Here is a 22,739-nt window from a genome sequence, read left to right as displayed (position 1 = left end):
ATCAGGATGACGCAAACCATGAGCCCCGCCCCTGCTGCACTAAGAATCGACAACATCGAATTCAACGTCACCGACATCGCCCGCAGCAAGACTTTCTACGGCAGCGTATTCGGCTGGACCTTCACCGACTACGGCCCGACCTACACTGAATTCAGCGACGGCCGCCTCAAGGGTGGCTTCACCACCGGCGAAGCAGTGCGCCCGGGCGGCCCGCTGGTGATCCTCTACGGCGACGACCTGGATGCCATCCAGGGCCGCTTGCTGGCGGCCGGCGCCGCCATCACCCGCCCCACCTTCTCCTTCCCGGGCGGCAGGCGTTTCCATTTCAGTGACCTGGATGGTTATGAGCTGGCGGTCTGGTGCGCCGAATAAATTCCCTGCAGCGGTAGCGGCCAAGTCACGCCCTTCCCTGCTCCCGCGCCTGTTCCATCAGCAATTCGAGAAACGCCGCCGGTGCTGCGTCGAGCACCGGTGCGCCATTGCGGGCAGCACCCTTGTGGGTGACCACCAGCTCCCAGCACAGCTCCACGCCGCGCAGGTTGACCGTGGCCAGCTTGCCCCGGCGCGAGCGCACCACGTCGCGCGGCAACAGGGCCACGCCCAGTCCGTGCACCACCAGGTCCAGCAAGGTCACCAGATCGCTGACCTCGAAGGCCAGGCGGCGCCGCAGGCCGGCTTCGGCAAAGCCGCGATCCACCAGGGCCCGCGTACCCAGGCCAGTCTCGAAATCGACGAAATCCTCGCCGGCCAATTGTTCCAGTGTCACCGAGCGCGCCTTGGCCAGGCGATGGGTCGGGGTGCAGGCCAGCACCAGGTCTTCGCAGGCGATGATATGGCTCTGCAGCCCTTGGCCGCTTTCTTCGATGGGCAGGACGGCCAGGTCCAGCTGGCGCGAAGCCACCTTCTCGTTCAACTCGCCTGCCGCGCCCTGGCACAGCCGGACCTCCACGGCAGGATGACGACGATGGAAGCGTGCCAGAACGGCCGGCAGGTCGACGAAGGAAGGCAGGCTCTGCACCGTGCCGATGGACAGGCGGCCGCGTCGCATGGCATTGACATCGGCCACATCGGTGGCGCCCTGCTCCAGCGCACCCAATGCGCGCCGGGCGCTGTCGAGGAAGGCTTCGCCGGCCGCAGTCAGTTCGACCCGGCGCGTGGTCCGCACGAACAGCGGTGCGGCCAGTTCCTCTTCCAGCAGGCGGATGGAAGACGACAGCGCCGATTGCACGATATGGCAGCGCGAAGCGGCCCGGGTAAAACTCTTTTCTTCCGCCAGCGCCACGAATTGGCGCAGTTGCCTCAGTTCCATACGGCCTCTGGTGAAAATCCTGTTGAGAGAATCTGCTGTTGAGAGAATCTGGTTTATCTGTGAAATGGATGGATCAAGTACAAACTATCGATTTTACCCATAAGTGAATGAGGCCAGGCTGGGGGTCGAAAATACCCATTACTTGTCGAAAAATCCCGACGATCGCGCAAACCCGAGGCGGGCGGCGCACGAGACGGATAAAATACACGGCCGAACGACCGCCACGCAGCGCGTGGCACACCGAGATCAGACAAGCATGAGAAAAGTGAAGCTGCGCAACGCCGCAGAAATCGCCCAGGCCCGCGTGGCCGGGCAACTGGCGGCCGAAGTGCTGCACATCGTGGCCGAGCACGTCCGGGCCGGGGTAAGTACCGACGAACTGGACCGCATCTGCCACGACCATATCGTCAACGTGCAGAAGGCAACGCCGGCCAACGTGGGCTACCACGGTTTCCCCAAGACCATCTGCAGTTCCGTGAACGAAGTGATCTGCCACGGCATTCCCGGTGGCCAGGTGCTGAAGGATGGCGACATCATCAATATCGATGTGGCCGTCATCAAGGACGGCTGGTATGGCGACTGCAGCCGCATGTATTTCGTGGGTTCGCCCAATGCCACGGCGCGCAAGCTGGTCAACACGACCTACGAGGCGATGTGCGCGGGCATCCGCGCGGTGCGCCCGGGTGCCACCCTGGGCGACGTCGGTCACGCGATCCAGACGGTGGCACAGCGGGATGGTTTTTCGGTGGTACGGGAATATTGCGGCCATGGCATCGGCACCGTCTATCACGACGAACCGCAGGTGCTGCACTACGGCCAGCGCAATGCCGGCCTGCCACTCAAGGAAGGCATGATCTTCACCATCGAACCGATGTTGAATGCCGGCAAGCGCCATACACAGCAACTGGACGACGGCTGGACCGTGGTGACCGCCGACGGTTCGCTGTCGGCGCAGTGGGAACACATGGTGGTGGTCACGGCCAAGGGGTATGAAATCCTCACGCCCTGGCCGGAAGGGCCGGGGGCGTATCCGGCCATCGCCACCCGCAGCTGAATCGGGCCGCTCGATGCGGGTGGCCACGCCCGCAGCCGGTACGAAAAAAAATTTGCAGCGGACTGCATCCGTTCGGGTTCCTGGCGGGTAGTACCTGAGTCAGCACGAAAAAGCTGATCGCGGTACCCCCCATTTCAAGAACCTATAGGAGCCCGTCATGCAACAATCCATCTCTTCCCTGCGCGCCATCCGTCCCGCCCTCGGCCTGGCCGCCATCGCCGCCACCTTGACGCTGGCGGCCTGTGCCCCGATGTCACCGATGTTTTCCCAGGACGGCCTTCCCGATGCGGTCAAGGTCCCGGCCGGCAACAAGGTCGTGCTGCAGACGGTGGGCGTGGGCGAAATCCTCTACGAATGCCGTGCCAAGAAGGACATGCCCGGCCAGTTCGAGTGGACCTTCGTCGGCCCCGATGCGGTGCTCAAGGATCGCAGCGGCATGCAGGTCGGCCGCTACTACGGGCCGCCGGCCACCTGGGAAAGCAGCGACGGCTCCAAGGTGACCGGTGCCCAGGTCGCCGTGGCGCCGGCAGGCAACGGCAATATCCCGCACCAGCTGGTCAAGGCCAATCCGGCCACCGGCATGGGCGCCATGACCCAGACCACCTACATCCAGCGCGTGGCCACGCGCGGCGGGGTGGCACCGGCCGCGACTTGCGACATGGGCCAGGCTGGCGCCAAGCAGAAGGTAGGCTACCAGGCCGATTATATTTTCTGGAAAGCCTCCTGATGCCGGACCGGCTATCGCTATAATCGACGCCACCCGGCCGGACGTTCCGGCCGGGCAACCCGCGCCGGAAGCCTTCATGTGACAGACGCCGTTCCCTTCGACCATCAAGCCGCCCTTCTCGCCTGCGCCGCTGGCGAGCGCCGCGCATTGCAGGCGCTGTACGAGCAGGAGGGACGCTATCTGCTGGGCGTGGCACTGCGTATCCTGCGCGACCGGGCACTGGCCGAGGATGTGCTGCACGATGCTTTCCTCAACATCTGGACCCGCGCGGCAAGCTTCGACCCTGCGCGCGGCACCGCGCGCGGCTGGATCTTCACGGTGGTGCGGCACACCGCACTAAACCGTATCCGCGCCATGCAGCATGAAGTCAATGCCGGCGACGACCTGGAGGACCTGGCCGACGCCCAGGAACCCGCCGTCGCGGCCCCCGAATGGCAAGCCGATCTCGGCCCCTTGGAAGACTGCCTGGACCAGCTCAGCGATGCCAAGCGCGCCAGCATCGTCTATGCCTATGTCGACGGCTACACGCACAGCGAGATCGCCGAAAGGCTCAAGGCCCCGCTGGGGTCGGTGAAGGCATGGATCAAGCGCGGCCTGGCCTCGCTGCGGGAGTGTATCGGATGAACGAATCACACGACGAACTGCAAGGGCTGGCGGGCCAGTATGTGCTGGGGACGCTGGACCTGGCGCAGCGCCAGGCGGTGGAGCGACGCCTGCCACAAGAGCCTGCCCTGCGCGCGGCTGTCGATGCATGGGAAGCCAGACTGCATCCACTGACTGCACTGGCGCCGCCTGAACAACCCTCGCCGGGCCTGTGGCAGCGGATCGAACGCGGTCTGCCGATGCCGGCGCCGGTGCGCCGCCAGGGCGGCTGGCGCAGCTGGTGGAACAGCCTGCACTTCTGGCGCTGGAGCACCGTCGGCGCCGTGGCCTGCTCGGCCCTGCTGGCCATGCTGGTGCTGCGCAGCGAGCCGCCGGCCCGTGCGCCGGCCTACATGGTGGTGCTGGTGGCACCGCAGGATAAGGCCCCCGGCTGGGTGGTACAGACCGGCGGCAGCGGCCGCCTGAACCTGATTCCGCTGGGGGTGGTCAGTGTGCCCCAGGAAAAGGCGCTGCAGTTCTGGACCAAGGGTGCCAGCTGGAGCGCGCCGGTCTCGCTGGGCATCGTCAAGCCGGGCAAGGCGCAGGAGGTGGCCCTGGAAAAACTGCCGCCGCTGCAGGCCGACCAGCTCTTCGAGATCACGCTGGAACCGGGCAGCGGCTCGCCCACCGGACGGCCGACCGGCCCCATCCTCTACATCGGACGTGCGGTCAAGATCAGTTCCTGAAAGTGGCGCTGGCACCGGAGGACAGCGCGGGCCTGCCCATGAAGTTTGAGGAGGAATGACGAGGATCGCGGTCGGGCCGTGACAGCCTGGCGACACGCCTGCTATCGCCGGCCGGGAAATCGGAACGAAAAACGATTCAAAACAACAGCAGGTGAAAAAAAAGCGAATAAGCTGCCTCGGTTTTAAATTAAGCTTGCGCCAAATTAGTTATTTTTTAATCAATGAATCGTAAAATCTTCCGTCGCGTCTCGGCATGGAAAATCCTGCTCTGGGCCTGCCTCAGCATGCTCGGCGGGATGCTCCTGGCCCAGCTGGCGCTCACCGTCGCCGAGCTGCGCCACATCGATGCCTCGTCGGTGCAGGCGCTGCAGCGTGCGGAAGATGCGGCGCGGGCCACCGGTCAGGCGCTGCGGCGGGCCGAGGCCAGCCCCTTCGATCATTGTTCGGAAGCCGACCTGACGGTCCTGCGCAATATCACCTATGCCAACAGCTACGTGGCCGACCTGGCCCGGATCGACCAGGGCAAGGTACGTTGCACGGCGCTGTGGGGCAAGCTGGCCCAGCCGTTCCAGCTGCCGGCCCCGCATTACCAGGCTGGTCCCGGCTTCGACATCTGGCTGCGACAGGAAATCGTCCACACCCATTCACCCAGCAACCTGGTCGCGTTGCGTCGCAGCCTGGCGCTGACCGCGCCAACCACCTTCGACCTGAACCGCTTCTATCAGGATGTCTCGCTGCGCATCACCAATGGCGATGGCACACGGGTGTTGGTCGAGCGCGAGGGCATACGCTACAACCCGGCCGGTGCCATCGGCCTGCTGCCGGCCGTCGATGTGACCCATTGCAACTCCGCCATGGCACTGTGCGCGCAGGCCACCGCACGTCTGCACTGGTATCCGGTGCTCTATCCGCTGGGGCTGCTGGCGGTACTGGCCGGCAGCTTCGTGGTGGGTGCCCTGGCCTGCCTGCTGCACCTGCGCAGCCGGCGCCACCATAGCGTGCTGGACCGGCTGCGCCATGGCATCGCCAACGATGAAATCGCACTGATGTACCAGCCCATCGTCTGCATCAGCGACCGCCGCCTGAAGGGCTACGAGGCGCTGGCGCGCTGGCGGCCGGCTGACGAGCCGGAGATCGGACCCGATATCTTCGTTCCGCTGGCGGCCCAGAATCGCCTCAGCAGCGCCCTGGCCAAGGCGGTACTGGCGCGCGCACTGCGCGAGATGCAGGACCTGCTGCAGGCCGATCCGACGCTGATGCTGGCAGTCAATACCGAAGTCGCCGATATTGAAGACCCCGATTTCATCCGTTTCGCGCTCAACCTCACCGCCCCGCTTGCGGCGCTGCGCCCGCAACTGCACCTGGAGGTGACCGAGCGCGCCGATATCCGCTCGACCACCTTTACCCACAATATCGAATTGCTGCGCCGGGCCGGTTTTGCCATCTGGATTGACGACTTCGGCACCGGCAGCGCCAATCTCTCCCACCTGTCGTACGCCCGCTTCGACGGCATCAAGATCGATCGCCTCTTCACCAATGCCCTGAGCACCGGCTCGCCGCTGCGCCAGGTCCTGCCCAACCTGCTGCGCCTGGCCGACGAGCTGGACCTGCAGGTGGTCATCGAAGGCATCGAGAGCGAAGAACAGTTGCAGCTCATTCGCAGCATCGCCCCCGATATCCATGCCCAGGGCTGGCTGTTCAGCAAGGCGCTGGAGCTGGCCGAGGTGCTGCAGCAGCGTCCGTCGTCAGCCAACGATGAACTGGGCCTGGCGGCCTGAGCGTGGCGCTGGCGGCCACGGCTAGCGGTAGGGTGCCAGGGCGCGCGTGACCAGGGTCGCGGCGTCGCCGTCATCGCGCAGTCCCAGTTGTCGCGCGATGCGGTCATCGAGCACCGGATATCGCCCGAAGACCGCTTCCACGCCCTCCTGCGGCGCATAGCGCACCAGCGCATGGCCATCCACGCCATACAGCGTCGAGAGCGTCCCCACCAGTTCTTGCATGGCGAGCCGCAGCACCGGCAAGGCCCAGCAGCGCTCGCGATGACCTTCGGTATCGCGCATCGGGTCCATGGTGGCGGCATGCAGCAGATTCTCCGCGCAGCACTGCGCCGACATCCACCAGGCGGTGGCCTGGGGGCCGACCGGCAGCGTCACCGGGGCGCCGCCAGCCAGCGCATGCAGCAGTTCGCTCATGAAGGCCGAGACCAGTCCAGAGGCGGCGCGGGGGCGTGCCACGATGCCCGGCAGCCGCAAGGAACGACCATCGAGCTGGCCGCGACGCGTGGCGTCAGCCAGCAGGATTTCGCAGGCGCGCTTGTGGGCGCCATAGACCAGTGCCGGCTGCGTGGGCGTGGACGGGGTGACCGGGTCGGGCAAGGGTGTGCCATAGACGGCGATGGTGCTGGCATATACCACCACCGGCGCAGCGGCAGCTGGCGGCCTGGTTGCCAGCACCTCGAACAGGTCGAGGGTGGCATCCAGGTTGACGCGACGGCTCAATGCGGGATCCGCTTCGGCCGCCCCGCCGGGCACAGCGGCCAGGTGAAAGCAGAGATCGGCGCCGAAGCGGGCGATGCGCTCCAGCACCGCAGCATCCTGCAGTTCGCCTTCGATGCGCACGATGTCAGCCGATGTCGGCGGCAAGTGCCGATCCATGGCGGCCAGCTGCGTGATGCGCTGCGCCCCGACCTGCCCCGCCTGCTGCAGCAGTTGCATCAGGGTCGCGCCGATGAAGCCGCCGGCACCGGTCACCAGCACCTTCATGGCGCCTGCACCACGCGTTGCTGCAGGACGCCGAAGGGACCTTCGCGGCCGTCGGCGTAGCGGGCCTGCATGCGCACCTCGTCACCGAAACGCATGAAACCGGTGCGGATCTCGCCCAGGTCGATCTTTTCGATCACGCGGCGCTCGGCGATGCAGGCGGAACCAGCGGCGCGCGCCACATTGGAGACAGTCCCGGAACCAATGATGCAGCCAGCGGTGAGACGGCGGCTGTGCGCGGCATGCGCGATCAGCTCGCCGAAGGAGAAATTCATCTCGCCGCCATGTGGCTGGCCGAAGTCCACGCCGTTCCATTGCACCTGCAAATGCATCTGTACCCGGCCGTCGCGCCATGCCTCGCCCAGTTCGTCGGGGGTGACCGCGATGGGCGCGAAGGCGGTGGAAGGCTTGGCCTGCAGGAAGCCGAAGCCGGTCTTCATCTCATGCGGGCCGAGCGCGCGCAGGCTCCAGTCGTTGAGCTGCAGCACCAGGCGCACGGCCTGCTGCGCCTGTTCCGGGCTGGCGCCCATGGCCACCGGACCGACCACCACACCGAACTCGCCTTCGAAATCGATGCCTTCGGATTCCGAACACAGGGGCACATCCTGATGCGGGCCAAGGAAGTCATCGCTGGCGCCCTGGTACATCACCGGCACCGTATCAAAATGCGGGATCGGGGGTGTCTTGAAGGCTTCTTCCATCAGCCTGCCGTGATTGAGGAAGGCCGAGGCATCCAGCCATTGCGGCGCGCGCGGCAGCGGTGCCATGCACTGCCGGGGGTCGAAGGCGACCACGCCCTCGGCGCGGCCTTCGTTGAGTACCCGGTAGTGTTCTTCCAGCGGCGCGCGGACCTCGTCCCAGCGCGCCACGGCGTCGATCAAGGTGGGAGCGATGTGCGGCACCGGCAGGGCGCTGCGCGCTTCCCGCGCCACCAGGACCAGGGTGCCATCGGCGCTGCCGTCATGCAGGGTGGCAAACTTCATGGCTTATCCCCCCGAGCGAGTTGCGCGGCGATGGCCGGGTCATACCGGCCATCCACCAGAATGAAAAGCATGCGGCAAGGCTTGCCCGAGCGATTGGCCCAGGCATGGTTGGTGCCACGCTGAACGACCACGCTGCCGGGCCTGAGGTCGACTTCGCCACGCTCCAGCACCAGGGTCATCTCTCCTTCGATGACGATGCCATAGTCCACCGATTCGGTGCGGTGCATCAGCGGGTGCGGGGAGTCGGCCTGCACCGTGGAGGCGGCGGCTTCGCCGATCTGGCTGAAGGCCTCGTGCATCCTGCTGCTGGTACTGGCCAGGAATTCCTCGGTGTCGGGCGGGATGTCGACGAAACGCATGCGCGTGCCGTGCGCCGGCGGCGACAGCACCAGTGCACCCAGGGTGGGATCGGGGCCGTTGTCTACCGGCGCCGGCGTGGCAACGGTACTCCATACTTCGTGAAACAGCGTGCCGGGGATGGCGGCCACTTCCACGACCGTGGGCAGCGCGCCCTCGCTGGTGACGACGGAACGGCCTTGCGCATCGTGGCCGGTGACGATACGGTGAATGGGAGGGAAGGACATCTCGGTTTCCTTTAGGGTGCGTCAAAGATCGCCACCGCCCTCGTCCAGCCGGCACTGGCGCCGCGGATCTTGTGCGGGAAGCAGCTGATGGTGAAACCGTGTGGCGGCAGGGCTTCCAGGTTGTGGAGCTTTTCCAGATGGCAGTAGCCGATGTCGCGACCGGCCTTGTGACCTTCCCAGATCAGGGACTTGTCGCCGGTCTCGGCCACCCGCTGGGCGGTATAGGAAAACGGTGCATCCCAGCTCCAGGCATCGGTGCCGGTCAGGCGCACGCCACGTTCGAGCAGGTACATGGTGGCTTCATAGCCCATGCCGCAACCGGCGCCGAGATAGTCGCGCTGACCATAGCGCGATCCGGCGCGGGTGTTGACCACCACGATGTCCAGCGGCTGCAGCACATGACCGATGCGCTTGAGTTCGGCTTCCACATCGGCGGCGCTGGCGACGTAGCCATCCGGGAAATGGCGGAAGTCCAGCTTCACACCGGGCTGAAAACACCATTCCAGCGGCACTTCATCGATGGTGATGGAAGGACGTGCACCGCCATTCTTGGCATCCTGGGTGGAATGGAAGTGCCAGGGTGCATCCAGGTGGGTACCGTTGTGGGTGGTCAGGGTGACCCATTCGGCAGCGGCAGCCTCGCCGTCGGGATAATCCTCGGGCCGGGTACCGGGCAGCATGGCCATGAATTCGGGCAAGGTGTCGGCATGCTTCTGGTAGGTGATCTTGGGCGCCAGCGGCGGCGGATCGGAGAGCACGTCGTTTTCGAGATAGATGGACAGGTCGACGAAACGATGTCGGCGACGCGTCTGCAGGGATGCGGTCATGCCAGGGCCTCCTGGGGTTGGATGGCAGCTGCGCGCGGCAGCCGCGAGAAACAGAACGATGCGACCACGCCCAGCACTACCGCAACCGGGCCCAGGCTGGCGTAGCTCCAGCCTTGCACCAGCGTGCCACCGAGGATGGGGCCGATGGCCGCGCCCGTCATCAGCATGGCGGGGGTGGCGGCCATGGCGCGGCCACTGCGGTCCAGCCGGGCCATGAGGCCGAAGGCGAAGGTATGGGTAAAGATCATCACGGCGGCAAATACCGAGGCGGCAGCGGCATAGGGCAGGAAGTGCGCCGACGACATGATCACCACCACCAGCAGCGCCTGGACCAGTGGGCCGGCCATCAGCACGCTGCGGGCGGGCAGGCGTTTTTCCAGCAGGGCCGCCAGCGGTGCCGGCAAGAGATTGACGAAGCCCAGTGCGATGAGTACGCCGGTCACCGCCTGCAGGCCGAAGCCACGATCACTGCCGACACGTTCCAGGAAACTGAAGGTCATCGATTGCACCAGCCCCATGCAGGCGATGCCGGCGATACCAAACCAGACCTGGCGTGGCACCGGCTGCCGGGGAGCGGCGACGCGTGCCGTGCCATCGGTCTCGGCACGCGGAAAGGCCAGGGCACAGGCCAGCGCGCCCACGGCCATCACGCCGGCGAACAGATAGAACAGCGCAGGACCACCCAGGCTGGCGATGATCGGCGGCGCACTGCCCAGGAACAGGATGGCGAACATGCCCAGCGCGATGCCCACCAGCGCAAAGCCGCGATGTGGGTTGCTGCCGCGGGCGATGGTGCCATGCGTGACACTCAGGGATAGCCCGGTCGTGATGCCGCACACCGCATGCAGCAAGGCCAGCAGCAGATAGTGCTGGGTCTGCGCGGCCACGGTGAACAGCAGTGCCGAGAGCGCGAAGCCGATGGCCGCCTTCCAGCGCGCGGTATCCGGATCGAAGCGTGGCGCCAGCCAGGCGCTGGCCAACACGGCGCCACCCAGGAACAACGAGGCCAGCAGGCCGGCCTGGCGGGGATCGAAGTGGTAATGCGCCACCAGGGTGCCGACCCAGACCGGCAGCGCGACCAGGTCGATCATGCCGGCGCAGTGCGCCAGCATCAGCGCAGCCAGGGCGCGCTTGGAATAGGTCGTGATCATCTTGTCTCCTCGCGTCGTACGCGGATTGCAAAGCCGTTCATGGTTTCTATTTTTTATGGTGATGGTGGCATTCAGATGGGTTGCACCAGTGCCGCGTGTGATTCGCGCATGATGCGGGAGTGCTCGTCCTTGTCGCCGCCCTCCACCTCGATCTCGCCCAGCCGCGCCGAGTTCTCCACCACCATGCGGCAGCGCTCCCAGCGACGCTCTTCGAAGGCCGACAAGGCCAGCGGTACGCTATCGTTGCGTGCCAGCTCGTCGGCCAGCACCAGGGCATCCTCGATGCCGATGCAGGCCCCCGAGGCCAGGTGGGGCGTGGTGGCATGTACGGCATCGCCGATCAGCACCACGCGTCCCTGATACCAGGGACGCGGCAGCAGCAAGCCTTCCAGCGGACGGAAGATGATGCGGGCGCGGTCGTCGAGCTGGTCGCGGATGGTCTTGAGCGCCGGGGCGCTGAAGTCTTCCAGCAAGCCGCGCAGGCGCGCCACGAAGGTGGATGGATCGATGTGGTCGTTGACCGGACGTGGCTCGGTCACGAAGAGGTACATCTCGTCCCGGGAGACCGGATTGACGCCGGGCTTGATACGCGGGCCCATCCACATGGTGCAGGTATCGATCTCGGCCGGGCGCGGCAGGATGGCGCGCCACACGGCCTGGCCGCTGTAGCGCGGCTTGGGCGCGTCGGGAAAGAGCTGGGCGCGCAGTTTGGAGTACAGGCCATCGGCGCCGATCACCAGGTCGTAGCGGCGGGTCTGGCCATCGGTGAACTCCACCTCGACCTGGTCGCCCTGCTCACGCAGGGCGGTGAAGGTGCAACCCAGGCGGACATCGGCACCCGCCGCGCGGGTGGCATCGGCCAGGATGCGCGCCAGTACCGGGCGCAGGATGGCACCGCCACCCGGTACATCGGGTGCTGCCAGGCGCGGCGTGGGCAGCTCGGCGATCTGCGGGCCGTGCGGCAGGCACAGGCGTACGCCGTCACCGGCCGCGCCTTCGCGCAGGAAGGCTTCCAGTACGCCCAATTGCTTGAGTGCACGCAGGGTGGCCGGGCCCAGACTGATGCCGGCGCCATAGTTGCGCCACTGGGCATCGAGCTCCACCAGATCGACCTGGGCGCCACGGCGGCACAGATCGATGGCGGCGGACATGCCGGAAAAGCCGCCGCCGATGATGAGAATGCGTTGGGCTGCGAGTGTCATGGTGTCTCCTGAATCTTTTTCTTGATGGGTTAAACGTGATCGTCGCCGGCCAGGTGCAGGCCACCGTCGTCATCGATGCGCAGCGCGACCGGCGTGAGCGTGTCGCCCAGGCAGGGACCGAGCGTGCACAGTCCGGTGAGCGGATCGAACAGGGCGCCATGGGCGGCACAGACCACGTGCTGCCCGCTGGCGTCGAGATAGGCGTCGCGCCGCCACGGCAACGGTGTGCCGTGGTGCGGACAGCGGTCGCGCCAGGCGCGCACCTGCTCGCCCCGGCGCAGCAGGAAGATGGTCGCCTGCCCTGCCCCGTCGGTATCGAAACCGCGTGCGCCGTCCTCGGGCAATTGCGTGACGTGACACAGGTACATGGCCGTCTCTCCCGATGGGGTCAGTGTGCGGCGCCCGGCGGCGGCGGACCGCTGGGTGCCCATTTCTCGCGATACTGGAACAGGAACAGTTGCGAGGCATCCGCGCCCATCGGCACTTCGCGGGCGGCCCAGGCCTCATCATGCAGGTCCATGTCGGCGTCGTATTCGACGTGGCAGCCCAGCGGCGAATTGAAATACCAGAACCAGTTGCTGCCGAAACGATGGCGGCCAGGTCCCCAGAAGCTCTGGTAACCCTTTTCGACGAAGCGGGTGCCGGCCAGCAGCACTTCGGTCGGGCCGCCCATGTGGAAGGTGAAGTGTTCGCAGCCTTTCATGAAGGGCGGGGTCTGGATCATGAAGAGGGTATGGTGGTCCTGCGTGCCGGCCGGGCGCAGGAAGGGCCCCACGCCGGTGAAGCGGTCGGTGCAGACGAAGCCCAGCCGCTGGTAGAAGGCCTCGGCCCGGGCGGCGTCCGGCACGAAATACACCACGTGCGAGAGCGTACGCGGCAGGGCCGGCAGTTCCGGTGGCAGGCCCAGCTGATTGGGCGCACGCTGCGGGTCGCCCGGACCGTTGACGCGTTCGGCGGGCATGACCAGGGGGCGGCGCACGGTCAGCTGGAAGGCCAGCGCAAAGCCCATGTCGTCCACGCTGCGCACCACGCCGTCACGACGACTGACTTCGCGGTCGCGGCACAATTCGGTTTCGATGGCGTCCAGAGAGGCGGCATCGGCCACCCCGTAGACGGTTTCGCGCAACAGGCTGGCGGTGCCCATGGCCGGCGGGAGCCTGGCATGGTCGCGGGCACGCAGCACGATGGCGGTGCCATCCAGGGCTTCGAAACGGTCGCCGCCGGCGTCGCTCAGGCCATAGTCGAGCAGGTACTGGCGGCAGGCGGGCAGATCGTCCACGCCAAAGACCAGGGCATCGGGTCCAATGATGTTCATGCGGATTTCCTTGTGATTCAGTCTGTGTGTCATCGGTGATCGTTCTGCCTCAGCCCCGGGTGCGACCACCCAGGGTCTCGGCCACCCAGTCGGCGATGACGTGGCCGGCATTGATGGAGTTGTCGAAACTGGCGTGCTGCACCCCGCCTTCGCGGTCGGTGAAGATCTTCAATTCGCGCTTGGGGCTGTTGACCAGTTGTTCGTAGGTGCGATGCGCCCACTTGAGCGGAATCTGGCTGTCCTTTTCGCCGTGGGTGACCAGGAAGGGCACGCGGATCTTTTCGACCACGCCATCCAGGTGCACGTCTTCGGCGATGCGCATGAAATCGTCGACGTCCTTGGCGCCCCACACCCAGCACACGTGCTGCCAGTAATGCGGCACGGGGAAATCGCCTTCCTTTTCCAGGCGACGCTTCTGCACGTCGCGCCAGTCATGATTGGCGCCCCACACCACGCCGCAGGCAAAGCGCGGCTCCATGGCCACCACGCGCGGGCAGTAGTAGCCGCCCAGCGAAACGCCTTCGCAACCGATGCGTTTGGGGTCCACGTCATCGCGCTGCTCGAGCCAGTCCACCACGTGAGCCGCCCAGTGCTCGGCATCGAAGCGTGCGGTCATGCCGTGCAGGCGCAGGGCTTCGCCGGTGCCGGGCTGGTCGATCACCAGCGAGGACACGCCGCGCTCGGCCAGCCAGCCGGGCAGGCCGACCAGGTATTTCATTTCCTTGGTCGAATCCAGGCCGTTGAGCTGGACCAGCACCGGCGCCGGTCCCTGCACACCGAGGGCACGGGTATAGAGGCCCGAGATCACCTGGCCTTCATAGGGGATCTCGACGCGCTGGCAGTTGTCGCCGGCCAGGGCGATGCCGCGCTGGAACACTTCGAGGAAACGCCGGTACAGTGCCAGCCGGCCCGGCGCGCCGTGACCCTGCAGGCGTTCGCAGGTCAGCAGATAGCTGGCGGCGCGCTTGTACTTGGCGCCGGCCGAGAGCAGCCGGCCGCGCACTTCGTCCTCGGCGGCCAGGCTGCACAGCTTTTCTGCCATGTCCGCCCAGGTGGCGCGGAAGGCGGCCGTGCCTTCGGCGTCAGGCTGCTTGGCCGCCTCCTGCAGAGGTGCGCACATGGCTTCGATCTCGCCGATGCGCGCCCCCATCTCGATGGCAAGGTCGACGGAAAGATTCCAGACATAATTCGTCGGGAAGTAACGGAACATGGTGAAACTCCTTTGATGATGAGTGATGCTTGGAGATGGCCGGACCCAGGTCCTCAGTGCGGGCCGCCCAGCCACAATGGCATGGCGAAGTTGATCCAGATGGCATCGCTCTTGGCCGTGTTGGCGGCGTACAGACCGCGCTGGACATTCATGTTGATGCTGAAGGGACCGGCGTTATAGGCGACGGTCGGACCCATGGCGAAGCTGCGCATGCGATTGCCGGGGATGTCGCTGCCGTTCTGGCGGTCGTCGGTGAACTGGTTCAGGTAGGAACCGGTCACGCCGACCTTCCACTTCCCGAAGTTCCAGCCGCCAATGAAATCGGCCACGTAGGCGGTGCCGGAGCGGTAATTCGTATCGCTGTTCTTATCGTTGAAGAGCAGGCGGCTGGAGATGCCCAGGTCCAGTCCGTCGGGATCGTTGTGGCGTATCGCCAGCACCGGCTGGTACGAGGTATAGCCCACTGCCACGCTGGGGCGGGCGGGATTGTAGGAGCCGGTCTTGAGTGCGAAGTCGAACCCGAACGTGACATTGGTGTGGGCCGCCACATCCCAGCGCAGCAGCAGCGGCGTGACGGTGACGTTGGACAGGCCATTGTGGTTTTCGCCGTGGCCTGCCACTTCGGTATGCAGCGACACCACCGGCAGCACCAGTTGCGAATACACCTTGGCGCCGAACCATTCGACACCATAGGAGGCCAGCAGACGCGTGGTGGCCGAGAAGGCTTGGGACTTGAAGGGGATGGGCAGCTTGTTGCCCTTGTTGTCATACAGACCGTCGGCACTGCTGTAATTGAATTGCTCCACCGCAAACAGGCCCGGGATGGGTGGCAGCGCAGCGATGTATTCACTGGTGGACCCGGTGGGGAATGGCGAGACGCCCCCTTCAAACGCTTGTGCGGACTGCATGGCCGCCGTGCCCAGCATGCCCAGGACGGCGCATGTGGCCAGCCGCTGGACTGGTACGTATCCTCTCTTCACTTCTGTCTCCTTGTCTCCTACCCTGCCTGGCTTGTTGTCTCGCCATCGCGGCGTCTTTTGGGGGCCAGGCCGAAAGCGGCGCGCAGAGGGCGCCGCCGGCTTGCCGTGCCGGCCCTTTCTTCGATCTGCGAGGGGCCGTGCAGCGGATGAGGGAAGCTTAAGTTCGAGGTTGATATTGATCAAATGGATTGTTTTGATTCATGATATGGGCGACATCAATACATGACCGCGCCCGCACACCCTGTGTACAGAAGGCCGGCACCCCCGAACAACGGAGACACGCCCATGCGCTTCAACAAACTCGACCTCAACCTGCTGGTCGCCCTGGATGCATTGCTGACCGAACTGAGCATCAGCCGCGCCGCCGAGAAGATTCACCTGAGCCAGTCGGCCATGAGCAATGCGCTGGCACGCCTGCGCGACTATTTCGACGATGAATTGCTGATCCAGGTCGGGCGCCGCATGGAGGCCACGCCAAGGGCCGAAGTGCTGCGCGACGCGGTCAATGATGTCCTGCGGCGCATCGAGGGCTCGATCGCCGCCAAGCCTGCCTTTGTGCCGGCGCACTCACAACGGGAATTCCGCATCTCGGTCTCGGACTTCAGTCTGAGTGTGCTGGTGCCGCGGGTGATGGCGCGTGCCTACGCCGAGGGGCCGGGCATCCGCTTTGCGCTGATGCCGCAGGTGCAAGACCCGCCCCGCTCTCTGGACCGTGCCGAGGTCGATCTGCTGATCCTGCCGCAGGAATTCTGCACGCCTGATCACCCCGCCGAAGAAGTCTTTCGCGAACGCCACGTGTGCGTGGTCTGGCGCGACAGCCCGCTGGCCGATGGCGAGCTGACGCTGGCGCGCTACATGGATGCGGGTCACGTCGTAATGGTGCCGCCGGGCGCCAATGCCTCGTCGGTGGAAGCGTGGATGACCAACAAGCTGGGTTTTGCCAGGCGCGTGGAAGTCACCAGTTTCAGCTTTGCCTCTGCGGTGGCGCTGGTGCAGGGCACGGACCGGATTGCCACCGTGCACGGCCGCCTGGCGCGCAAGCTGGCGCCGCAATGGCCGGTGGTGATCAAGGAGAGTCCGTTGCCGCTGGCGGAGATGCATCAGATGATGCAGTGGCACCGCTATCGCACCAATGATCCGGGCATCGAGTGGCTGCGGCGGATATTCCTGGAAAGCGCGCGGGAGATGGATGCTATACCGACCTGAGCGACCTGAGCGACCTGAGCGGCCTGACTCGCTGCAGTGTCAAGCGGCCCTGGTCCCGCAGAAGATGGCGGCGATATAAATCGTATAAAAAATATTTGTCATCGGACCAGAACAGGCTCAACAGGCTCAAGAAAAAAAGCCCTGCCGCCCGAGGGCGACAGAGCTTTTCTGCAGGCTTGGAAACTGCGCCTGACGGCACAAGCGGGTGAGGTCAGAAATCGACCTGCGCCGACAGCACCAGGGTGCGGCCGGACGAGGTGCCCACATAGCCGTTCTGCATCAGCCAGTAGTTCTTGTCGAACAGGTTTTCGATATTGGCGCGGTAGGTCACGACCTGCCCTGCCGCCTTGGTGATGTAGCGGGCACCGATATCGACGCGGGTCCAGCCCGGCACCTTGAGCGTGTTTTCATTGCTGTACCACATCGAACCGGTGCGGGTCACGCGGGTATTGAGCGCCAGGCCTTGCAGCCAGGGCGCGTCCCAGTCCAGCCCGAGGTTGAAGTTGCTGCTGGGGATGGCGCCGACGTCCTTGCCGTCGTTGGTGCCATTGTCGGTGTGGTATTGCTTGGCGTCGAAGAAGGTGCCGCTGGCATTGAAGCGCAGGCCGCGCTGCAGTTCGCCATAGGCCGCCAGTTCCAGGCCGCGCACGCGGTTGCGACCATCTTGGGTGGTGGTGTTGATGCCATTGACGAGGGTGGTGCTGGAATTGGCCTGCTCGATCTGGAACACGGCGGCAGTGGTGGTCACGCGGCCCCAGTCGATCTTGGCACCGGTCTCGATCTGCTTGGATTTGTACGGCGGGAACAGCTGGTTGGGATTGCCGTCGCTGGCCGAGGTGAAGCCGCCGGCGCTGAGGGCTGCCGTGTAGTTGGCGTAGAGGGAGACGCGCTCCATCGGCTTGACCACCACGCCCAGCACCGGGGAAATGGCGGTCTTGTTGGAGGTCTGGGTATCGTCAACCAGGCTGTGCGAATAGACCTGCTGGCGGCGCAGTCCGCCGATCAGGCGCAGGCGGTCATCGGCCAGCGACAGGGTATCGGTCAGGGCCACGCTGGTCAGGCGCACCTGGCTTTGCGGCGTGGGCTGGCCGCGGCTGCCGGTGACGGTGGGCAGGGCCACCGGGTGATACAGGTTGGAGGTGACGCTGCTGGGTTCGGAGAGGTAGAAATAATCGGTCTGCTGGTCCAGCATGTTCACGCCCAGCATCAGGGTGTGCTTGATACCACCGGTATTGAAGCGCGCACGCATGCCGACATCAGCAGAGGTGGAGGTCACCTGCTGGTCGTAATAGCCGTTGTACAGGGTGGCCGTGTCGCCCCGTGCATTGAGGATGGTGGCGCCGGGCCAGCTCTGGGCGGAACTGGCGACGTGGTAGCCGACTGCGCCATAGGCGGTCAGCTGGTCGTTGATGTCGTATTCCAGGCGGGTGGTGGCGGCCTTGTCGTCCGATTGCAGCGTGGTGCCGGGATACAGATTGGTCTTGCCCGAGGGCGCGTCCGGCATGACCAGGCTGCTGATGCTGAATTGCGGGCGGAAGTTGCGGGCATCTTCATGCTGGGTATAGGCGTCCAGGCTCCAGCGCACACGACCGCCGTTGTAGTCCAGTCCGACCGACCCCATGCTCTGCTGTTGATTGCTGCCGGACAGGCCGGTATTGCCGTCGGCATAGAGCGCATTGACGCGTACGCCCCACTCCTGGTTTTCACCGAAGCGACGGCCGAGGTCGGCCTTGAGACCGAACTGCGAATTGGACAGATAGGTGGCCGTCACGCTGGAAATGGGATCTTCATGGGCGCGCTTGGGAATCAGGTTGACCGCGCCGCCGACACCGCCAGCCGGCCCCATGCCATACATCAGGGTGCCCGGGCCTTTGAGCACTTCGATGCGCTCGACCATGGAGATGGGCATGCGGGTCAGCGGCACCATGCCATACAGGCCATTGAAGGCCACATCGTTGGCCGACATGGTGAAGCCACGGATCTGGTAGCTGTCGCCGAAACCACCGTTGCCATTGGTGTTGCGCACCGAGGCGTCGTTGGCGATGACGTCGCCGATGGCGCGCGCCTGCACGTCTTCGATGCCTTGCGACGTGTAGTTGGTGGTGCTGAACGGGGTATCCATGACGCTGGCGGTACCGAGCACGCCCAGACTCCCACCCCGCGCCACCAGGCCGCCGGCATAGGGGGCGGTGGGGTCGGCGCTTTCGGTGATGGTCACGGTGGGCAGGACGGCATTGGCGTTGCTGCCCACCGTGGGCGCCAGCAGCGTGTAGCCGCCATCGGCATTCTTGACAGCCTGCAGGCTGGAGCCGCTCAACAGGGCGGCGAAGCCCTCGTCCACGGTGTAGCGCCCGGACAGGCCGGCACTCTGGCGTTCGCGGGTCACGGCGGGGTCGAACGAGAGCAGCACGCCGGCACGGCGCGCAAAGCTGTTCAAGACCTGGTTCAGCGGGCCGGCGGGCAGATCATAGGCCTGGCGCTGGGCGTCGCTGGCCTGGGCCTGGACGGTGGCCATGGGCGTTGCCAGGGCGGCCAGTACGGCCAGCCTGGAGAGGGTCGGACGGGAGGGGAAACGGGTCGTTGTTTTCATGTCGGTCTACAGTGATGGGCGAGCTTGCTATCAGGTAAACCGAACGAGCTGCAAAAAACTGCAGAGGCTGGCCAAAAAATCTTTACGTCGTGCTGCGTGGGGCGGCTGCCCGTGGACGCAGGGTGATCCAGTAGGAAGTCCAGGTATCGATCTGCACCGGCAAGGTACGCGCGATGGCGGCCAGGATGCGCGCCGGCTGGTCCAGCGGGAACACGCCCGAGATGGGCAGCGACGCAACAGCCGGATCGCAGCGCAGCCTGCCGGGCAGGTAACGGTCCAGCTCGGCCACCAGTTCGCCCAGCGGCATGCGGTCGGCGACGATGACGCCGTCGGTCCAGGCCAGCGCGTGTTCATTGGCGGGTGCCAGATTGCCGACCAGGCCATACCGGTCGAACATGCCCTGCTGCCCGGCATCGATGCGCACGCTGTCGACGCCATCCCCGGCCGTGAAGGCCACCGCACCGGCATAGACAGCCAGTCGCATGCCGGCCTCGCTGTCACGCAACTGGAAGCGGGTGCCCAGGGCACGCGCCTGTCCCAAGCGGGTGTGGACCAGGAACGGGCGATAGGGGCGGCCCGCTTCGCGGGCGGTGGTGATGAGCACTTCGCCGCGATGCAGCTTGATCAGGCGGTGCTGGTCGTCGTAGGCGGTGTCGATGGCCGTGGCGCTGTTGAGTTCGAGCACGGTACCGTCGGCCAGCAGCACACGCCGCCGCTCGCCCACCCGGGTGGAATACTGGGCCATCAGCGCCGGCCAGGGAATGGCCATGCCGGCGCCGGTGGCTACCAGCCCTACTCCTGCGATCAGACACAGGGCCTTGACGGCGAACCGGCGGTTATGACGACTGCGGGCTTCACCATCGCCGATGCTGCCATGCGCCAGTGTGCGCGGTAGCGTGGCAACCCGCTCGCTCAACGACTGCAGACGCTGCCAGGCCAGTTCGTGCTGCGGCTGTTCGGCGCGCCAGCGGCGGCAGGCTTCGTGTTCCTGGGCGGTGGCGGTGCCCGATTGCAGCCGCACCATCCAGTCGATGGCGGTCCTGACGATGTCGTCGGCGGGAGCGGTGATCTCAGCCGCCATACTGGACGCTGTAACAGGCGGTGAAGGCACGCTTCATGTATTGCTGTACCGAACTGAGCGAAACCTGCAGGCGCTCTGCGATCTCGGCATAGCCCAGGCCATCCAGTTGTGACAGCAGGAAGGCACTGCGCACCTTGGCCGGCAATGCGGCCAGCATGGCATCGATTTCGTTGAGGGTTTCCAGCACCAGCAATTGCGCCTCGGGCGAAGGCAGGTGCTCGGGCGGCAGTTGCGCCAGCATCTCCAGGAAGCTGGCTTCCAGCGCGCAGCGACGGAAATGATCAATCACCAGACCGCGTGCGATGGTCGCCAACAGGGCCCGCACTTCTTCCAGATAGAAGCTGCGGCGCGACACCATGACCCGCACGAAGGTGTCCTGGGCCAGGTCGGCCGCCAGATCCGCATCATGGGTGCGACGGCGCAGCCAGCCCAGCAGCCACTGGTGATGACCGGTGTAGAGGCCAGCGATGTCTGGGTGACGCGGAGCGGAATGGACGACGTCGGTCATGACGGCGAAAAATAATGAGAACTGTTCTCATTATAATCCGTAAAGGACGGTGCGCCAACAAAGCTTCATTTACCAATGAAGCCTTGTGAAGTATTCGATGGGAAAAACGACAAAGCCCCGGCACGGGGCCGGGGCTTTGACCAGGTTTGTGCTGCCCTGGCTTCCTGCCCGTCACCATAACAGTGGTCGGCAGGAGCAGAACCGCATTTTGCTGATTACTTGACCACGCTCAGCAGCGAGCGCTTGCCACCCTTGTAGGTGTACAGGGTCAGGGTGCCGTTGAGGATGTCACCCTTGGAGTCGAAGGCGATTTCGCCGGTCACGCCCTTGTGGTGGATCTTGGCCAGTACCGGCAGGTAGACCTTGGGATCGGAAGAACCGGCCTTCTGCATGGCATCGGCCAGGGTCATCAGGGCATCGTAGGTGTACGGAGCGTAGATCACGACGTCCTGGTTGAACTTCTTCTTGTAGGCAGCCTTGAAGTCATCCAGCGCCTTCTTGCCGGCTTCGGTCACGCCACCGGCTTCGGCGCAGACCACTTCGTTGTCCTTCAGGCCGGGGCCGGCCAGGTTGGGCAGTTCGGTGGTGCAGATACCGTCACCGCCCATGAACTTGGCGGACACACCCAGCTGATCCATCTGGCGCAGCATCGGGCCGGCCACGGCATCCATGCCGCCGAAGAAGACCAAGTCAGGCTTCTTGGACTTGACCGAGGTCAGGATGGCGTTGAAGTCAGTGGCCTTGTCGGTGGTGTACTGGGTCGCCACCACGGTGGCACCGGCAGCCAGCGCGCTCTTGCGGAATTCTTCGGCCACGCCCTGACCGTAGGCGGTACGGTCGTCGATGACGGCGACGTTCTTGCCCTTGAGTTCATTGACGGCGTAGCGACCCAGTACGCCACCCAGCTGGCCATCGTTGGCCACCACGCGGAAGGCGGTGTTGAAGCCTTGTTGGGTGTACTTGGGGTTGGTGGCAGACGGCGAGATCTGCGGGATGCCGGCGTCATAGTAAATCTTGGAAGCGGGGATGGTGGTGCCCGAATTCATGTGGCCGACCACGCCCTTGACCTTGGCATCGACCAGGGCCTGGGCCACGGTGGTGGCTTGCTTCGGATCGGAAGCGTCATCCTGCGGGACCAGCTGGAAAGTCACTTTCTTGCCGCCGATCATGAAGCCCTTGGCATTGAGCTCGTCTACGGCCATGCGGGCGCCGTTTTCGTTGTCCTTGCCGATGTGGGCGTTGGGACCGGTCAGGGGAGCGACGTGACCGATCTTGATGACCTCTTGTGCCTGCGCAGCCCCTGCGAATGCGAACGCTGCCACGATGGCGGTGGCGACAGGAATCCCTTTAATTTTTTGCATGAAATGCTCCTATTACTTCCGATAGAGTGATTGAAAACGCAGTTCGTTGTGCCATTTGTTATATGCGCTGACCCATCCTGACATTCGCAGGCGAACGACCGGAGGATCAACACCGCAGCACCCCCAGTTGCTGACTGGATGTTGCTTGCGGACTCTGCTACTGCAAAAAACGAGCCATGCCCCACAGCATCACGACTCGGGAGCTTTCCCCCGGGTGTTTTCCGGTTAAAAAGGGACGGAGCCACCGGAAGCAAGCGGCCCGGACGAAAGGCCAGGCCAGGCGGGGCAGTTCCGGCGATGCGACCTGCCCCCGACGGGGAGAATACACCGTAATGGTGCGGCTGGGAGGGGCTGGCGGCGACCAGTACAGTTCTTCCGTCAGATCGCACGTTTTATGCACTTATTTGATTCATGACGCCCGTACTCGCACCATTTGAGAACGCCAAGCAGAAAAAATCTGCACTTTCGTACAGACGGTCGCGGCGCTCTCGCATTTCTCACCAAGTTCTTCATCCCACACAATGGGAAAATGCACGAAACGAGAAATCCCGCGGCCCGCCCTCT

Annotated in this window: 22 protein-coding genes; 7 read left to right on the top strand and 15 right to left on the bottom strand. The window is 65.0% G+C overall.

The features are described from left to right. The first annotated feature begins 18 nt into the window (after nucleotides 1-18). Nucleotides 19-372: a VOC family protein gene (locus VE092_RS17040; protein WP_324878779.1), complete on the top strand. Its 354-nt coding sequence runs from the start codon at nucleotides 19-21 to the stop codon at nucleotides 370-372. A 25-nt stretch (nucleotides 373-397) separates the two neighbouring features. On the opposite strand, the gene VE092_RS17035 is transcribed toward VE092_RS17040, so the two are convergent. Further along, nucleotides 398-1,309: a LysR family transcriptional regulator gene (locus VE092_RS17035; RefSeq protein WP_324878777.1), complete on the bottom strand. Its 912-nt coding sequence runs from the start codon at nucleotides 1,307-1,309 to the stop codon at nucleotides 398-400. Nucleotides 1,310-1,565: 256 nt separating this feature from the next. On the opposite strand from VE092_RS17035, the gene map reads away from it, so the two are divergent. From map to VE092_RS17010, 5 genes are all read left to right on the top strand, one after another. Further along, nucleotides 1,566-2,363, top strand: a complete 798-nt coding sequence (gene map, locus VE092_RS17030; RefSeq protein ID WP_324878775.1) for a type I methionyl aminopeptidase — start codon at nucleotides 1,566-1,568, stop codon at nucleotides 2,361-2,363. Between the two features lie 157 nt (nucleotides 2,364-2,520). Continuing rightward, on the top strand, nucleotides 2,521-3,090 hold the full coding sequence (locus tag VE092_RS17025; protein ID WP_324878773.1) for a DUF3455 domain-containing protein: 570 nt from the start codon (nucleotides 2,521-2,523) through the stop codon (nucleotides 3,088-3,090). Between the two features lie 78 nt (nucleotides 3,091-3,168). Continuing rightward, nucleotides 3,169-3,714, top strand: a complete 546-nt coding sequence (locus VE092_RS17020; protein ID WP_324878771.1) for a sigma-70 family RNA polymerase sigma factor — start codon at nucleotides 3,169-3,171, stop codon at nucleotides 3,712-3,714. Then, entirely contained in the window at nucleotides 3,711-4,418 is a 708-nt protein-coding gene (locus tag VE092_RS17015) for an anti-sigma factor (protein WP_324878769.1), read from the top strand. Before VE092_RS17020 ends, VE092_RS17015 begins: the two co-directional genes overlap by 4 nt. Nucleotides 4,419-4,639: 221 nt before the next feature. Then, on the top strand, nucleotides 4,640-6,196 hold the full coding sequence (locus VE092_RS17010) for an EAL domain-containing protein (protein ID WP_324878767.1): 1,557 nt from the start codon (nucleotides 4,640-4,642) through the stop codon (nucleotides 6,194-6,196). A gap of 21 nt (nucleotides 6,197-6,217) precedes the next feature. Here VE092_RS17010 and VE092_RS17005 read toward each other — a convergent pair whose 3' ends face one another. From VE092_RS17005 to VE092_RS16960, 10 genes are all read right to left on the bottom strand, one after another. Next, nucleotides 6,218-7,180, bottom strand: a complete 963-nt coding sequence (locus VE092_RS17005; protein WP_324878765.1) for an NAD-dependent epimerase/dehydratase family protein — start codon at nucleotides 7,178-7,180, stop codon at nucleotides 6,218-6,220. Beyond that, entirely contained in the window at nucleotides 7,177-8,160 is a 984-nt protein-coding gene (locus VE092_RS17000; RefSeq protein ID WP_324878763.1) for a fumarylacetoacetate hydrolase family protein, read from the bottom strand. The genes VE092_RS17005 and VE092_RS17000 overlap by 4 nt, the downstream gene beginning before the upstream one ends. Next, entirely contained in the window at nucleotides 8,157-8,744 is a 588-nt protein-coding gene (locus tag VE092_RS16995; protein ID WP_324878761.1) for a cupin domain-containing protein, read from the bottom strand. Before VE092_RS16995 ends, VE092_RS17000 begins: the two co-directional genes overlap by 4 nt. 11 nt (nucleotides 8,745-8,755) lie before the next feature. After that, on the bottom strand, nucleotides 8,756-9,571 hold the full coding sequence (locus VE092_RS16990; RefSeq protein ID WP_324878759.1) for a cyclase family protein: 816 nt from the start codon (nucleotides 9,569-9,571) through the stop codon (nucleotides 8,756-8,758). Further along, nucleotides 9,568-10,722, bottom strand: a complete 1,155-nt coding sequence (locus tag VE092_RS16985; RefSeq protein ID WP_324878757.1) for an MFS transporter — start codon at nucleotides 10,720-10,722, stop codon at nucleotides 9,568-9,570. The genes VE092_RS16990 and VE092_RS16985 overlap by 4 nt, the downstream gene beginning before the upstream one ends. A gap of 71 nt (nucleotides 10,723-10,793) precedes the next feature. Continuing rightward, the gene (locus tag VE092_RS16980; RefSeq protein ID WP_324878755.1) at nucleotides 10,794-11,924 is read right to left on the bottom strand and encodes an FAD-dependent oxidoreductase; all 1,131 of its coding nucleotides are present in this window, start codon (nucleotides 11,922-11,924) and stop codon (nucleotides 10,794-10,796) included. A gap of 29 nt (nucleotides 11,925-11,953) precedes the next feature. Beyond that, nucleotides 11,954-12,292: a Rieske (2Fe-2S) protein gene (locus VE092_RS16975; RefSeq protein ID WP_180666189.1), complete on the bottom strand. Its 339-nt coding sequence runs from the start codon at nucleotides 12,290-12,292 to the stop codon at nucleotides 11,954-11,956. 20 nt (nucleotides 12,293-12,312) lie between these two features. Then, nucleotides 12,313-13,239: a VOC family protein gene (locus tag VE092_RS16970; protein ID WP_324878751.1), complete on the bottom strand. Its 927-nt coding sequence runs from the start codon at nucleotides 13,237-13,239 to the stop codon at nucleotides 12,313-12,315. Between the two features lie 49 nt (nucleotides 13,240-13,288). Next, nucleotides 13,289-14,449, bottom strand: coding sequence for an alpha/beta hydrolase family protein (locus tag VE092_RS16965; protein WP_102663032.1), 1,161 nt, complete (start codon nucleotides 14,447-14,449; stop codon nucleotides 13,289-13,291). A gap of 53 nt (nucleotides 14,450-14,502) precedes the next feature. Then, nucleotides 14,503-15,375, bottom strand: a complete 873-nt coding sequence (locus VE092_RS16960; RefSeq protein ID WP_324878831.1) for a SphA family protein — start codon at nucleotides 15,373-15,375, stop codon at nucleotides 14,503-14,505. Between the two features lie 339 nt (nucleotides 15,376-15,714). Here VE092_RS16960 and VE092_RS16955 point away from each other — a divergent pair, with 339 nt between their 5' ends. Next, complete coding sequence (locus VE092_RS16955) at nucleotides 15,715-16,635, top strand: LysR family transcriptional regulator (protein WP_324878748.1); 921 nt, start codon at nucleotides 15,715-15,717, stop codon at nucleotides 16,633-16,635. 211 nt (nucleotides 16,636-16,846) lie between these two features. Here the strand turns inward: VE092_RS16955 and VE092_RS16950 are convergent, their stop codons facing one another. From VE092_RS16950 to VE092_RS16935, 4 genes are all read right to left on the bottom strand, one after another. Further along, on the bottom strand, nucleotides 16,847-19,225 hold the full coding sequence (locus VE092_RS16950) for a TonB-dependent receptor (RefSeq protein ID WP_324878746.1): 2,379 nt from the start codon (nucleotides 19,223-19,225) through the stop codon (nucleotides 16,847-16,849). An 82-nt stretch (nucleotides 19,226-19,307) separates the two neighbouring features. After that, complete coding sequence (locus VE092_RS16945) at nucleotides 19,308-20,306, bottom strand: FecR domain-containing protein (RefSeq protein ID WP_324878744.1); 999 nt, start codon at nucleotides 20,304-20,306, stop codon at nucleotides 19,308-19,310. Next, nucleotides 20,296-20,814 carry a sigma-70 family RNA polymerase sigma factor gene (locus VE092_RS16940; protein ID WP_324878742.1) on the bottom strand — a complete coding sequence of 173 codons (519 nt, stop codon included), beginning with the start codon at nucleotides 20,812-20,814 and terminating at the stop codon, nucleotides 20,296-20,298. The genes VE092_RS16945 and VE092_RS16940 overlap by 11 nt, the downstream gene beginning before the upstream one ends. A 215-nt stretch (nucleotides 20,815-21,029) precedes the next feature. Next, nucleotides 21,030-22,175, bottom strand: coding sequence for a branched-chain amino acid ABC transporter substrate-binding protein (locus VE092_RS16935; RefSeq protein WP_324878740.1), 1,146 nt, complete (start codon nucleotides 22,173-22,175; stop codon nucleotides 21,030-21,032). Nucleotides 22,176-22,739 lie beyond the last annotated feature (564 nt).

The sequence above is a fragment of the Herbaspirillum sp. genome (genome assembly GCF_035644555.1).
In the GTDB taxonomy this organism is placed as follows: Bacteria; Pseudomonadota; Gammaproteobacteria; order Burkholderiales; family Burkholderiaceae_D; genus Herbaspirillum.
The sequence above is the reverse complement of the archived record's forward strand: the minus strand, read 5'-3'. Positions and strand labels throughout refer to the sequence as shown.